The organism is Cupriavidus campinensis (assembly GCF_905397395.1).
GTDB classification, from domain to species: Bacteria; Pseudomonadota; Gammaproteobacteria; order Burkholderiales; family Burkholderiaceae; genus Cupriavidus; species Cupriavidus campinensis.
In genome coordinates, this window is sequence record NZ_CAJPVH010000014.1 from 26642 (window position 1) to 39698 (window position 13057).

General features: G+C 69.6%; 13 protein-coding genes. 7 read left to right on the forward strand and 6 right to left on the reverse strand.

Annotation, left to right across the window (positions count from 1 at the left end; genetic code table 11):
- The first annotated feature begins 5 nt into the window (after nucleotides 1-5).
- Together KHO18_RS10850 and KHO18_RS10855 are read left to right on the forward strand one after the other, a co-directional pair.
- Nucleotides 6-137, forward strand: a complete 132-nt coding sequence (locus KHO18_RS10850) for an MFS transporter small subunit (protein ID WP_144196465.1) — start codon at nucleotides 6-8, stop codon at nucleotides 135-137.
- A gap of 154 nt (nucleotides 138-291) precedes the next feature.
- A complete protein-coding gene (locus KHO18_RS10855) occupies nucleotides 292-1086 on the forward strand; it encodes an SDR family NAD(P)-dependent oxidoreductase (RefSeq protein WP_144196464.1) in 795 nt (264 codons plus the stop codon).
- A 13-nt stretch (nucleotides 1087-1099) separates the two neighbouring features.
- On the opposite strand, the gene KHO18_RS10860 is transcribed toward KHO18_RS10855, so the two are convergent.
- On the reverse strand, nucleotides 1100-1990 hold the full coding sequence (locus tag KHO18_RS10860; protein ID WP_211943161.1) for a LysR substrate-binding domain-containing protein: 891 nt from the start codon (nucleotides 1988-1990) through the stop codon (nucleotides 1100-1102).
- Nucleotides 1991-2144: 154 nt separating this feature from the next.
- On the opposite strand from KHO18_RS10860, the gene KHO18_RS10865 reads away from it, so the two are divergent.
- The 3 genes from KHO18_RS10865 to KHO18_RS10875 are packed head-to-tail and all read left to right on the forward strand — an operon-like array spanning nucleotide 2145 to nucleotide 3655.
- A complete protein-coding gene (locus tag KHO18_RS10865; protein WP_144196462.1) occupies nucleotides 2145-2699 on the forward strand; it encodes a carboxymuconolactone decarboxylase family protein in 555 nt (184 codons plus the stop codon).
- A 16-nt stretch (nucleotides 2700-2715) separates the two neighbouring features.
- Nucleotides 2716-3042 (forward strand): tripartite tricarboxylate transporter substrate-binding protein, encoded by a 327-nt coding sequence (locus KHO18_RS10870; RefSeq protein WP_144196461.1) that lies wholly within the window; start codon nucleotides 2716-2718, stop codon nucleotides 3040-3042.
- 1 nt (nucleotide 3043) lies between these two features.
- A complete protein-coding gene (locus KHO18_RS10875; RefSeq protein WP_244844701.1) occupies nucleotides 3044-3655 on the forward strand; it encodes a glutathione S-transferase family protein in 612 nt (203 codons plus the stop codon).
- 5 nt (nucleotides 3656-3660) lie between these two features.
- On the opposite strand, the gene KHO18_RS10880 is transcribed toward KHO18_RS10875, so the two are convergent.
- From KHO18_RS10880 to KHO18_RS10900, 5 genes are read right to left on the reverse strand one after another with little or no spacing between them, the layout of a single operon-like run.
- Nucleotides 3661-4638, reverse strand: coding sequence for an acyl-CoA dehydrogenase family protein (locus KHO18_RS10880; RefSeq protein WP_144196460.1), 978 nt, complete (start codon nucleotides 4636-4638; stop codon nucleotides 3661-3663).
- A 12-nt stretch (nucleotides 4639-4650) separates the two neighbouring features.
- The gene (locus KHO18_RS10885) at nucleotides 4651-5811 is read right to left on the reverse strand and encodes an acyl-CoA dehydrogenase family protein (RefSeq protein WP_211943162.1); all 1161 of its coding nucleotides are present in this window, start codon (nucleotides 5809-5811) and stop codon (nucleotides 4651-4653) included.
- 15 nt (nucleotides 5812-5826) lie between these two features.
- On the reverse strand, nucleotides 5827-6828 hold the full coding sequence (locus tag KHO18_RS10890) for a tripartite tricarboxylate transporter substrate binding protein (RefSeq protein ID WP_211943163.1): 1002 nt from the start codon (nucleotides 6826-6828) through the stop codon (nucleotides 5827-5829).
- 41 nt (nucleotides 6829-6869) lie between these two features.
- A complete protein-coding gene (locus KHO18_RS10895; protein WP_144196457.1) occupies nucleotides 6870-7331 on the reverse strand; it encodes a MaoC family dehydratase in 462 nt (153 codons plus the stop codon).
- Between the two features lie 36 nt (nucleotides 7332-7367).
- Nucleotides 7368-8567 (reverse strand): CaiB/BaiF CoA transferase family protein, encoded by a 1200-nt coding sequence (locus KHO18_RS10900; protein ID WP_144196456.1) that lies wholly within the window; start codon nucleotides 8565-8567, stop codon nucleotides 7368-7370.
- Between the two features lie 105 nt (nucleotides 8568-8672).
- Here KHO18_RS10900 and KHO18_RS10905 point away from each other — a divergent pair, with 105 nt between their 5' ends.
- Together KHO18_RS10905 and KHO18_RS10910 are read left to right on the forward strand one after the other, a co-directional pair.
- Nucleotides 8673-9569 carry a LysR family transcriptional regulator gene (locus KHO18_RS10905; RefSeq protein WP_149138116.1) on the forward strand — a complete coding sequence of 299 codons (897 nt, stop codon included), beginning with the start codon at nucleotides 8673-8675 and terminating at the stop codon, nucleotides 9567-9569.
- Nucleotides 9570-9720: 151 nt separating this feature from the next.
- Nucleotides 9721-13026, forward strand: coding sequence for a carboxyl transferase domain-containing protein (locus tag KHO18_RS10910; protein ID WP_211943164.1), 3306 nt, complete (start codon nucleotides 9721-9723; stop codon nucleotides 13024-13026).
- Nucleotides 13027-13057 lie beyond the last annotated feature (31 nt).

Sequence of the window (13057 nt, forward strand, 5' to 3'; positions counted from 1 at the left end):
CATCCATGGAAAACCAATCTCTTGACGCGCAACCGACCAACACCGGTCTGCTGGCGGTGTTCTGGCTCTATGTGCTGGTGCCGCTGGTCTGGGGGGTGTCCAACACCATTACCCAGGCGCTGAAGCTGTTCCAGTAACACCGGACAGCCAATGAGGCAGTGACGCAGTGAGGCAGTGACGAAAGGGCCGCGGCAACCGCGGCCCTTTTCATTTCCTCCTACACTTGTCGGGTTGCCCCGCGCGGGGCCCCTTCCCCCCTCGCCCCTTCCCACCCAGTTGAATGGAGTCGCCATGAAGATCGATCTATCGGGCAAGACCGCCCTCGTCACGGGTTCCACGGCCGGCATCGGCTTTGCCACGGCCAAGGGGCTTGCCGAGGCCGGCGCACGCGTTATCGTCAACGGCCGCAGCAGCGCCAGCGTGGAGCAGGCGCTGGCCAAGCTGAAAGCCGCCGTGCCAGACGCCCAGGCGGTAGGCTTTGCCGGCGACCTGGTCGATGCGGCGGTGTGCGACAAGCTGGTCGGCACCCATCCCGACATCGACATCCTCGTGAACAACCTTGGCATCTTCCAGCCGCAGGACTTCTTCGACATCCCCGACAGCGAGTGGACGCGCTTCTTCGAGGTCAACGTGCTGACCGGCGTACGGCTCTCGCGCGCCTACGCCAAGGGCATGGCCGCCCGGAAATGGGGCCGGATCGTGTTCATCGCGTCGGAATCCGGCATCAATATCCCGGTGGAAATGATCCACTACGGGGTCACCAAGACCGCCCAGCTGGCCGTCTCGCGCGGGCTGGCCAAGCAGTTGGCGGGGACCGGCGTGACGGTCAATGCGGTGCTGCCGGGACCGACGCTGTCCGAAGGGGTGGAGGCAATGCTCAAGGACGAGATTGCCAAGAGCGGCAAGAGCGCCGAGGAAGTGGCGGCTGACTTCGTCAAGGCGCACCGCAGTTCGTCGCTGATCCAGCGCGCGGCCACGGTGGAGGAAGTGGCCAATATGGTCGTCTATGCGTGCTCGAAGCAGGCATCGGCCACCACCGGCGCGGCGCTGCGGGTGGATGGCGGCGTGGTCGATACGATCATCTGAACAGCCAGCCGGCTCAGCCGCCCGCGCCCAGCAACGCCACCGCACGCGCCAGCACCGGCGACGGGTTCTCCGGATGCCAGATTGCCGAGTACTGCGCGTGCGCCGGCGCCCCGGTGAGCGGCTTGAGCACCACACCGGGCACCGCCGCCGTGCCCAGCGTGCGCGGCACCAGTGCCACGCCCCGGCCCAGCGCCACCAGGCTGATGACGGACAGCAGGTGCTTGGCGTAGTGGCGGAAGTTCGGGCTGAAGCCGCCGGCCAGGCAGGTGGCCGCCGTCAGGTCGAAATACCCCGGCGCGCTCTCCCGCGGAATCACGATGAACGGCTCGTCGGCCAGCGCCGCCACATCGATCTTCGCGCGGCCCGCCAGCCGGTGCGTGGCAGGCAGCGCCGCCGCCAGCGGCACGCTGGCCACAAGGTGCGCCGCCATCTCGCCCACCCCCATCGGCACCTGCGCGAAGCCCAGGTCGATGCGGTCCTTGCGCAGCGCCTCCACCTGCTCTGACGAGCCCATTTCCTCCCAAACCGTCTCCACACCCGCCAGCTCCCGATGCAGCCGGGCGAACAGCGTCTCGATGCCGATATAGACCACCGCTGCCACGAAGCCAATCCGCAGCGTGCCAGTCTCGCCCTGCTGTGCGCGCCGCACCACCTGCAAGGCCACCTCGGCCTGGTTCAGGATGCGCCGCGCCTCCTGCACCAGCGCCGCGCCGGCCGGCGTCAGCCGCACACTGCGCTTGTTGCGGTCGAACAGCATGACGCCGAGTTGTTCCTCGAGCTGCTGGATGTGCTTGGTCAGCGGCGGCTGCGAGATGCGCAGCCGCTCCGCCGCGCGGCCGAAATGCAACTCCTCCGCCAGCGCCATGAACATGCGCAGGTCCCGAATCTCCATCGTCGCTTTCATGCTTCCGCCCCCTTGCGTGCGCCGCCAGACGGCAGCGCCAGTCATTCTATTTTGGAATCAGTCTCTTCCCAAAAATATATTGGACGCATCCAAACGCCATTCGCACAATGGCCGGATTCCAAGACAACAACCCTAAGATTCCGGAGACAGGCGCATGCCACGCATCCCCACCCCGGCGCTGGACGCCATGACCCCTGCCCAGCGCGCCGTGCACGACACCATTGCCGGCGGCCCGCGCGGCGGCGTGCGCGGGCCGCTGGCGGTCTGGCTGCAACGCCCCCAGCTGGCCGCCACCGCCCAGGCGCTGGGTCAGTACTGCCGCTACGACTCCTCCCTGCCACCGCGCCTGTCCGAGCTGGCCATCCTCTGCATGGCCCGCGCCTGGCGCGCCGAGTACGAGTGGTACGCCCACAAGCCGCTGGCGCTGAAGGCCGGCGTGCAGCCCGAGGTGGTCGAGGCCATCCGCACCGGCCGCACCCCGGCCTTCGCCAACGAGGACGAGGCCGTGGTCCACGCCGTGATGCAGAGCCTCGACCAGACCCGCCGCATTCCCGACACGCTCTACAAGCACGCCATCGACGTGCTCGGCCAGGACGGCGTGGTGGACCTCGTCGGCCTCGCCGGCTACTACACGCTGATCTCGATGACCATCAACGCGTTCGAGGTGGTGCCGCCGGCAGGCACGCCCAACGAACTCGATCCGCTCTGAACAGGAAATCCGCAACATGTCATCCAATTCGCCCAAGAGGCTCGAAGGAAAAGTTGTCATCGTGACCGGCGCGGGCTGCGTCGGCCCGGGCTGGGGCAACGGCCGCGCCGTTGCCAGCAACTGGTACGGGATGATGGGGCCGGCCGGCACGCCGCCTGACGTGGTGAAGCGCGTGAACGAGGCCCTGCGCCGCACGCTCGACCACCCCGGCGTGCGCACCAACCTCGAACAACTGGGCCTGGTCCCCGCCCCGGGCAGCGCCGCCGAGTTCACCACGCTGATCCGCAACGACACCGCCAAGTGGGGCCGCGTGGTCAAGGAACACAACATCCACGGAGAATGACATGGGCACGATGACGCTGTACTGGTCGCCCCGCTCGCCGTTCGTGCGGCGCGTGATGGTGACCGCGCACGAACTGGGCATCGCCGACCGCATCCGCTGCACGGACGCGGTGGTGGCCATGACTGGCTGCAACGCGGACGTGATGCGCATGAACCCGCTCAACAAGATCCCGACGCTGGTGCTTGAGGACGGCAGCGTGCTGTCGGAATCGACACTGATCTGCGAGTACCTTGCCGCTGGCTCCGCGCTGGTGCCGGGCGAGCGCGCCGCCCGCCTGCGCGCGCTGCGCTGGCACGGGATGGGCCATGGCCTGACCGATCTGCTGGTGCTGTGGCGCAACGAGCGGCTGCGGCCGGCGGCGCAGCAGTCGGCGCCCATCCTCGACGCCTGGGCCGCCAAGCTGGCGGCCACGCTGTCGGTACTCGATGCCGAAGCGGCCACCTTGCGCGCCTCAGCCGTGTCGCTCGGGCATGTCGCCATCGGCTGCGCGCTGGGCTATCTGGACTTCCGCTTTAAGGAACTCGACTGGCGCGCGCAGGCGCCGGCGCTGGCGCAGTGGTTCGCGACGTTCGACCAGCGCCTGTCGATGCGGGAGACCATGCCGTCGGCGTAGCGACGTCAGGCCGCGTCGGTACTCCAAGACCGGATCAGATCGACCGTGCCGGCATCCGCCGCGCAGGCCGCCTCGCCAATCTCCCGGCCCCAGTAGCGCTCCGAGCCATCGGCCAGCCGCCACGCGTGCAGGCGCCGCGTGAACAGTTGCAGGTCGTATTCCCCGGTGACGCCCATTGCGCCGTGTACGGCATGGGCGCTGCCAGTGACCGGAGTCACCGCCTCGCAGGCATTGAGCTTGCCCACCGCCGCGCGCATGCGGTCCGGCCAGGCGTCGTCGGACGCGCACGCGATCTGCGCCGCCACGCGCGCCGCCGCCACCTGCTCGGCCATCACACTGACTTGATGCTGGATCGCCTGAAACTTGCCGATGGGCCGGCCAAACTGCGCGCGGTCGTTGGCGTACTGCAAGGTCATGTCGAACACGCGGGCCATCGCACCGGCCATCTGGGCGGCGTGCAGGCAGGCGCCCAGCGTACGCAGCAGCCCCGGCGCCAGCGGAAAGGCGGCGGACGGGGACCGGCCGATGGAGACCGTCAGGTCGCCGTGCACGCCGGTATCTGCCAGATCCGCGGCTGCGCGGGCAACCAGCGCCCCCTGGCCGCCGTCCTGCACGAGGAACCACGCGGCGGCGGCTCCGCACGGCGCATGGGTGCGCGGCGCGGCGTCGAACGTCGCCAGCGCAATCGGGCCCTCCGGTATGTCGATGCCGGCCTGATGCAGCACCGCCCGCGCGAACATCGTCTGGGCCAGCGGCAGCGGCATTGCGTGCCAGCCCATCGCAAATAGCAGCGGGGCGACCTCCGCCAGCGAAAGCCCCGCGCCACCGGCATCCTCGGGCAGCAGGCAGTCCGCAAAGCCGCTGTCGCGCAGCACGCTCCACAGCGGCGCCGCACCCTGCCCGGCTTCCACGGCGCGCACATGCGCCGGCGTGCAGTGGTCGCGCAGCAGGGCTGTCAGCGCGTCGGAATAGGCGTTATCCATCTCGAAACTCCTTCAGCGCAGGCCAAGGCCGCGCGCAATCATGCCGCGCAGGATCTCGCGGGTACCGCCCCGCAGCGAATAGGTCGGCGAAGTCTGGCTGACGTAAGCCGCCGTGCGATACAGCGCCGTGTCGGCGGCCAGCTCCGGTTCATCCCCGAGCGCCGCTTCCGCCAGCGCGCCCACGGACTGCTCCAGTTCGGTGCCGAGATCCTTGACCAGCGCGGCCTCCACCAGCGGGCTTTCCCCGGCGGCGAGCCGCGCCGTTACCGCCAGCGACATCGCGCGCAGCGTGGCCAGCCTGCCGACCAGCCGGCCAACGGTGACCGTGTCGCGCCGAATCGACGGCAGGCGGCGCAGCGCGGCAATCCATGCGTCGAGCAGCACCACGCTCGAATAAAGCCGCTCCGGGCCGCTGCGCTCGAACGCCAGTTCCGCGTTGACCTGCTCCCAGCCCGCGCCCTCCTGCCCCACCAGCGCATCGGGCGGCAGGGTCACATCGTCGAAGCTCACCTCCGAGAAATGCGCGTCACCAGCCAGGTCGTGGATCGGCCGGATCGTCACGCCCGGCGCGGCAAGGTCCACGATGACCTGCGACAGGCCCTTCTGGCGGTCACCCGCCTCGCCGGAGGTGCGCACCAGCGCCAGCATGTACTGGCAGCGGTCGGCGTTGGTCGTCCAGATCTTGCGGCCATTCAGCCTCCAGCCGCCTTCGGGCAGCGGTACGGCGCGCGTGCTGACGCTGGCCAGGTCGGAGCCGGCGTTCGGCTCGCTCATGCCGATGCAGAAGAACGCCTCGCCCCGGCAGATGCGCGGCAGGTAGAAGTCGCGCTGGGCGTCGTTACCGTAGCGCAGGATCAGCGGCCCGCTCTGCCGGTCCGCGATCCAGTGCGCGGAGACCGGCGCGCCGCAGGCCAGCAACTCCTCCACGAGCACGAAGCGCGAGAAGGCGTCGAGCCCGGCGCCGCCGTGGGCCGCGGGCAGCGTGATGCCCACCCAGCCGCGCCGCGCCAGCGCGCGGCTGAAGCTGGCGTCGAAGCCCATCCACGAGCGCGCGCGCACATCGGGCGGCAGCGCCGGCAGATGTTCGGCGAGGAAGGCCTTGACCTCGGCACGGAAGGCCGCCGCCTGTGGCGGCAGCGCCGTGAGCTGGAAGGTTGCAAACAGCGCACTCACATCGACACTCCTGTTTCAATCCAGCGTGACGCCGGAATCCTTGACCACCTTGCGCCAGCGTTCCAGCTCCTGGGCCACGTACTTGCCGTAGGCCTCCGGGCTGGTCCCGCGCGGCTCGGCGCCCTGCGCAGCCAGGCTGGCGCGTACCTCGGGCGCGGCCAGCGCCTTCAGCGTGGCGGCATTGAGCTTCCTGACGATCTCGGGCGGCGTCTTGGCCGGCACCATCATCCCCTGCCAGGCGCCTACCTCGAAGCCGGGCATCACGGTCTCGGCCACGGTCGGCACGTCAGGCAATTGGGAACTGCGCGTGAGGCTGGTCACCGCCAGCGCCTTCATGCGCTTGTCGCGGATGAACGGCAGCGACGAGTTGATGGTGTCCGTCATGAACTGCACCTGCCCGCCGGCGAGGTCGGTCAGGGCCGGCGCGCTGCCCTTGTAGGGTGCATGTACAGCGTCCAGCCCGTTGGCCTGCAGGAACAGGAAGGCGGCCAGATGCGTGACGTTGCCATTGCCGGCCGACCCGTAGGTCATCTTGCCGGGGTTGGCCTTGAGCCAGCTGACGAACTCGGCCACGGTGTTCGCGGGCACCTTCGCGTTCACCTCCAGCACCAGCGGCACCATGGCGGTCATCGCCACCGGCGCGAAGTCACGCTTCACGTCGTAGGGCAGCTTCTTGTACAGCGCGGGGCTCAGCGCGATGGACGAGGTGTTGTACAGCACCGTGTAGCCGTCGGCAGTCGCCTTGGCCACCATCTCGCCGCCGATATTGCCGTTGGCGCCGGGGCGGTTGTCCACCACCACCTGCTGGCCGAGGTCTTCCGACATCTTCTTGGCAATCACGCGCGAGACGAGGTCGGTCGGCCCCCCCGGCGGGAACGGCACCACGAGCTTGATCGGATGATCGGGAAATTCCGCTGCGTGCGCCGGCATGGCGGCCGGCGCGCAGACCAGCGCGGCTACGGCGCAGAGGCGTCGCAGCGTACGGTGATGCCTGGCATTTTTGCTCTGAACTGGCATGTTGTCTCCTCCTGTAAATGCGTGGGGCCGCCGCCAGCGGGCTACCTGCCTGCCAGCAGGCGGCGCGCGGTGTAGGTCATCACCAGCTCGTTGCGCTGGTTGAAGACCTCGATGCTCGAATCCACCACCGCGCGGCCGCTCTTCGACGTCGGGCGGATGCCGGTCACGGTCACAGTGGCGCGGATCGTGTCGCCCACCACCACCGGGCCGTGGATCTTCTGCGTCAGCTCCAGCATCGCCAGCCCGGTACCCTGGATCATGGTCTGCAGGATGAAGCCTTCGATCAGCGCGTAGGTCAGCGCGGCCGGGACCGGGCGGCCCTGAATCGCACCGCCCTCGTAGCCGGCCTCGATGAAGATGGCCTCCAGCATGCCGGTGGTGGAGATGAAGTTGACCAGATCGGTCTCCGTCACCGTGCGGCGGAAGGTCTCGAAAACCTGCCCGACCTCGATGTCCTGCCAGTAGTAGCCCTGCCCGAGGCGTTGGGGCTGCGCTTGGGTCATGTTCGTCTCCTTGTGGATCTTGTCTGGAATGGGGTGTCAGCGCGGCTTGGCCGCGAACGCCGCGCCATCGCGCGTCAGGGCGTCGATGTCCTTGGCGTCCAGCCCCGCGTCACCGAGCACGGCGCGCGTGTGTTCGCCGAGCCGGGGCGGCAGCGCCGCACGGGCGCGTTCACCGTCGAAGCGCACCGGCGCGCCCGGAAAGCGCAGCGTGCCCATCGACGGATCGCTGACCTGCTCGAAGAAGCCGGTGGCCTGCAAATGCGGGTCGTCGATCAGTTCGTCGAGGTCGTTCACGCGCGCCACGGGAATCTGCAGGCCCTCGCAGATCTCGAGCCAGTCGTCCGTGGAGCGCTCCCGCACCAGTTCGCCGGTGATTTCGTAGAGCGTTTCGATATGGCGCGTGCGCGCCGCGATGTCAGTGAAGCGCGCGTCGGCGGCCAGGTCGTCACGCCCCGCGCTGCGGAAGAAGTCACGCCAGTGCGCGTCGGTGTACGGCATCATGCAGACGTAGCCGTCGGCGGTCTGGTAGGGCCGGCGCAGCGGCGCCAGCACGCGCGGATAGCCGGCGGTGCCGCGCGGCGGCTCGAAATGCTGGCCGTAGAGATGCTCGACCATATTGAAGGCCACCATCGACTCGAACATCGGCACTTCCACCATCGACCCCTTGCCACCCTGCCGCGCGCGCCCGGTAAGCGCCGCCGAGATCGACAGCGCCGCCACCAGCCCGCTGGTCTTGTCCGCCGCAATGGTCGGGAAGTAGCGCACCGTGCCGGTCTGCGCGGCCATCAGCGCGGCATTGCCGGACAGGCCCTGGATGATGTCGTCGTACGCGGGGCGCCCGCCATAGGGGCCCTCCTCCGCAAAGCCCAGCAGGCTCACGTAGACCAGTTGCGGATGCCGCGCCATCACGCTGGCGGGGTCCAGGTCGAGCTTGGCCAGCTTCTGCGGCCGCATGCTGTGCATGAACACGTCAGCCGTGGCCAGCAGCCGGTGCAGCGCGGCCTGCGCGGCCGGCAGCTTCAGGTTCAGCACCACGCTCTTCTTGCTGCGGTTTACGCCCAGGAAGATGGCCGACATGCCGTCTTCGGTGGCGGGGCCGGTGCGACGCGTGGAATCCCCCTCGGGCGGCTCCACCTTGATGACCTCGGCGCCCAGGTCGGCCAGCCACTGGCTGGCGTACGGGCCCATCACGACCGTGGACAGGTCTACCACGCGAATGCCAGACAGCGGCAGCATGGGCGTCTCCTTATATCTTTTGGCTTTGAGCGACGAGGTTACCGCCGGCGGCACCTTTCCGTCTAATATTAGTTTTTTAGGAACCGATATCGATTGGATATCACCATGGACCTGCGTCAACTCCAGCAATTCGTCGTGCTCGCCGAGACCGGCAACTTCCACCGGGCGGCCGAGCGCCTGCATATGGCGCAGCCGCCGCTATCGATCTCCATCCGCAAGCTGGAGGCGGATCTGGGCACGCCGCTGTTCGTGCGCACCACGCGCGGGGTGCGCCTCACCCAGGCCGGGGAGGCGGCGCTGGCCGACGCCCGGCGTGCGCTGTTTCACGCCGAACAGGCCCGCGCGGCTGCGCTCTCCGCCGCACATGGCGAGCGTGGCGCGCTGCGCGTGGGCTTTATCGGCTCGGCCACCTACGCGCTGCTGCCCCGGCTGATTCCGGCTTTCCGCGCGGCGCATCCCGGCATCGAGCTGATCCTGCATGAGTCGACGTCGGCCTCGATCCTGGACCGGCTCGAACGTGGCCAGGTGGATGCTGGCCTCGTACGCTTCCCGATCCTGAGCGCCGGACCGTTCACGCTGACGCCGCTGGAGGAAGACACCTTCGTGGCCGCCGTGCCGGCCGACAGCCGCTTCGCCGCGCAGGAGTCCATCGCGCTCAAGGCACTGGCCGACGAGCCCTTCATCATGCATCCCAGCGCCGAGGTGCCCAACCAGCAGGCCGTGGCGATGCTGCTGTGCCAGCAGGCCGGCTTTGTGCCGCGCGTAACGCAGGAGGCGGTGCAGGTGCAGACCATGGTCAGTCTGGTGGAAAGCGGACTTGGCGTGGCGCTGGTGCCCGGCGTGACGGCGCGCTACACCAATCGGCGCGTGCGCTTCCTGCGGCTGTCGAGCCCCCGGCCCACCGCGCGCATCGGCATTGCGCTGGCCACGCGCGAGGGTGCCGATGACCGCCACGTGCAGCACTTCACCACCGTGGCGCGCGGCATGATGCAGGACGGCTGAGGCCGTTCCGCAGCGCAGCACCGGTCATACAGGCCGTGCATGGCCGTAATGAAACTTGCGCCATGGGTGTCCGGTTCACGTTGTGGACCGTGGCCGCCGCCCCTTACAGTCTGGCTTGCATCCCACGTCGTCAACCTCGGGAATCCAGCCAGTGAAGAAGCTTCTGATTGCAAATCGCGGCGAGATTGCGCTGCGTGTCCAGCGGGCGGCCCAGGATCTTGGCATCGCCACGGTGGCCGTCCACGCCGCCGACGACACCCAGTGCCGCCACCGCATGCTGGCCGACGAATCGGTGGCGCTGCCCGGTTGCGGCCCGGCGGCCTATCTCGATATCGACGCGATGCTCGACGCCGCGCGCGCCAGCGGCGCCGATGCGATCCACCCCGGCTACGGCTTCCTGAGCGAGCGCGCCGACTTTGCGCAGGCATGTGCGGATGCGGGCATCCTCTTCGTCGGCCCTACGCCCGAGCAGCTCGGGCTGTTCGGCGACAAGGGACGCGCGCTGGCGCTGGCGGCGCAGTGCGACGTGCCGGTCATGCCGGCCACGCCGGGCGGGGCCACCCTCGACGCCATCACCGCGTTCTTCCACGCCCAGCACGGCAACGGGATCGTGCTGAAGGCCGTGGGCGGCGGTGGTGGGCGCGGCATGCGCATCGTGCGGGAGGCGCAGGGGCTCGCGGAAGCCTACGCGCGCTGCCGTTCCGAGGCGCGCAGCGCCTTCGGCGTGGACCAGATCTACGCGGAACGGCTGGTGGAACGCGCGCGCCACATCGAAGTACAGATCGTTGGCGATGGGCGCGACGTGGTGGCGCTGGGCGAGCGCGACTGCACGCTGCAGCGGCGCTTCCAGAAGCTGGTCGAGATCGCGCCGAGCCCGGTACTCACGGCGGGCCTGCGCGAGCGTATCCTCCATGCCGCCACGGTGATGGCGCGCGAGGTGGGCTACCGCAGCCTTGGGACGTTCGAGTTCCTCGTGGAGACCACGGAGGCCGGCGAGCCGCGCGGCTTCGTCTTTATCGAAGCCAACCCGCGTCTCCAGGTGGAGCACACGATCACCGAGCAGGTGACCGGCGTGGATCTGGTGGCGACGCAGCTTGCCCTTGCCCAGGGGCGCTCGCTGCGCGAGGCGGGGCTCGACCCGCAGGCGCCGCCGGCACCGCGCGGCTTTGCCATCCAGCTGCGGATCAATGCCGAGGCCACCGACGCCCAGGGTTTCGCGCGGCCCGCGCAGGGCCGGCTCGAGCGCTTCGATCCGCCCAGCGGCCCGGACGTGCGCGTGGATACCCACGGCTATACCGGCTATGCCCCGCCGCCCGGCTATGACTCGCTGCTGGCCAAGCTCATCGTCACCGCCGCCGCGCCGCGCTTCGACGACGCGGTACGGCGTCTGCGCCGCGCGCTGGCCGAGTTCCGCATCGACGGCGTGCCGACCAATATCAACTTGTTGCGGGCGCTGGTCGCGCGCGAGGACTTCGCCACGCAGCACGTGCATACGCGCCATTTCGAGGCGATCCTGCCGGAACTGCTGGAGCACGCGAAACGCATCGCTGCCACGGCTGCCACCCGCGATGCCACGAGCGGCCAGCCTGCCGGCGTACCGGCCAGTGCGCTGGCAGCGGGCAGCGAAGCAGCGCCCGGCGAAGGCCTCATCGCCATCCGCGCGCCGATGAACGGGCGCGTGGTCGAGATGCGCGTCAACGAGGACGCCATCGTGCAGCCGGGCCAGACCGTGGCCATCCTCGACGCCATGAAGATGGAGCACACCATCGTCGCCGAAGCCGCCGGCCGCGTGATCGACGTGCGCCTTGGGGCCGGCGCCCAGACCACCGAGAACCAGATCCTGCTGGTGCTGGAGCCGATGGAAACCACCGGGGCGCAGCAGCACCGCACGGCAGGCGCCGATCCGCGCGCGGTGCGGCCAGACCTGCAACGCGTGTTCGACCGCGACGCCTACCTCGCCGACACCGCCCGCCCTGACGCCGTGGCCAAGCGCCACGCCCGTGGCCAGCGCACCGCGCGCGAGAACGTGGCGGACCTGTGCGATGCCGACAGCTTCGTCGAGTACGGCGCCTACGCGGTGGCGGCGCAGGCCAGCCGGCGCAGCGCCGAGGACCTGATCGCCAACACCCCTGCCGATGGCCTGATCACCGGCACGGGGCGCGTCAACGGCGCCCGCTTCGCACCCGAGGCAGCCCGCTGCGCGGTGCTGGCCTATGACGCCACCGTGCTGGCCGGCACGCAGGGCAAGCGCAACCACATCAAGACCGACCGCATCCTGCAAGTCGCCGCCGACCAGAAGCTGCCCACGGTGATCTTTGCCGAAGGCGGCGGCGGCCGGCCCGGCGACGTCGATTTCCCGACCGTGGCCGGCCTCTACCAGCCCTCGTTCGCGGCATTCGCCAGCCTGAGCGGCGAAGTGCCGGTGATCGGCATCGCGGCGGGCCGCTGCTTTGCCGGCAATGCCGCGCTGCTCGGCTGCTGCGACGTGATCATCGCCACGCGCGATGCCAACATCGGCATGGCGGGCCCGGCGATGATCGAGGGCGGCGGGCTGGGCGTGTACCGCCCCGAGGACATCGGCCCCGCTGCGGTGCAGTACCAGAACGGCGTAGTGGACCTGCTCGTCGACGACGAGGCCGCTGCCGTGCAGGCCGCCAAGCACTACCTGTCGATGTTCCAGGGCCGCACGCGCGACTGGCAGGCCCCGGGCCCGCTGCTGCTGCGCGGCGTGGTGCCGGAAAACCGCCTGCGCGTGTACGACACGCGCGCGGCCATGCAGGGCATTGCGGACGTGGACAGCCTGCTGGAACTACGCGCCGGGTACGGCACCGGCGTGCATACGGCGCTCGCGCGCATCGAGGGGCGCCCGGTCGGCATCGTCGCCAACAACCCGCGCCACCTCGGCGGCGCCATCGATGTGGACGCCGCCGACAAGGCCGCGCGCTTCATGCAACTGTGCGACACGCACGGGCTGCCCATCGTCTCCCTGATCGACACACCGGGCTTCATGGTCGGCCCCGAGATCGAGGCGCGCGCGCAGGTGCGGCACGTGTCCCGCCTGTTCGTGCTGGGCGCCAAGCTGCGCGTGCCGTTCATGGCCGTGGTGCTGCGCAAGGGCTACGGACTCGGCGCGATGGCGATGGCAGCCGGCGGCTTCCGCGCGCCGGCCTTCACGATCTCCTGGCCCACCGGCGAGTTCGGCGGCATGGGGATCGAGGGCGCCGTGCGGCTCGGCTTCCGCAAGGAACTCGAAGCGCTGCCCGAAGGCCCCGAGCGCGACGCGCTCTACCAACAGCTGGTGGCGCAGATGTATGAGCGCGGCCACGCGATCAACGCCGCCGCCGGGCTGGAGATCGACGCCGTGATCGATCCCGCCGAGACACGCCGCTGGCTGCTGGCGGGACTGGAGCCCGCCCCGCGCGACACCCCGCCGCGCCGCTACGTAGACGCCTGGTAACCCCCGGGGAAGCCCCCTTCCCCTGCGCTTG

Excerpts from the sequence above, each read along its gene's own strand:
- KHO18_RS10850 (WP_144196465.1), top strand. The coding sequence starts at position 6 with ATGGAAAACCAATCTCTTGACGCGCAACCGACCAACACCGGTCTGCTG.
- KHO18_RS10855 (WP_144196464.1), top strand. The coding sequence starts at position 292 with ATGAAGATCGATCTATCGGGCAAGACCGCCCTCGTCACGGGTTCCACG.
- KHO18_RS10860 (WP_211943161.1), bottom strand. The coding sequence starts at position 1,990 with ATGAAAGCGACGATGGAGATTCGGGACCTGCGCATGTTCATGGCGCTG.
- KHO18_RS10865 (WP_144196462.1), top strand. The coding sequence starts at position 2,145 with ATGCCACGCATCCCCACCCCGGCGCTGGACGCCATGACCCCTGCCCAG.
- KHO18_RS10870 (WP_144196461.1), top strand. The coding sequence starts at position 2,716 with ATGTCATCCAATTCGCCCAAGAGGCTCGAAGGAAAAGTTGTCATCGTG.
- KHO18_RS10875 (WP_244844701.1), top strand. The coding sequence starts at position 3,044 with ATGGGCACGATGACGCTGTACTGGTCGCCCCGCTCGCCGTTCGTGCGG.
- KHO18_RS10880 (WP_144196460.1), bottom strand. The coding sequence starts at position 4,638 with ATGGATAACGCCTATTCCGACGCGCTGACAGCCCTGCTGCGCGACCAC.
- KHO18_RS10890 (WP_211943163.1), bottom strand. The coding sequence starts at position 6,828 with ATGCCAGTTCAGAGCAAAAATGCCAGGCATCACCGTACGCTGCGACGC.
- KHO18_RS10895 (WP_144196457.1), bottom strand. The coding sequence starts at position 7,331 with ATGACCCAAGCGCAGCCCCAACGCCTCGGGCAGGGCTACTACTGGCAG.
- KHO18_RS10900 (WP_144196456.1), bottom strand. The coding sequence starts at position 8,567 with ATGCTGCCGCTGTCTGGCATTCGCGTGGTAGACCTGTCCACGGTCGTG.
- KHO18_RS10905 (WP_149138116.1), top strand. The coding sequence starts at position 8,673 with ATGGACCTGCGTCAACTCCAGCAATTCGTCGTGCTCGCCGAGACCGGC.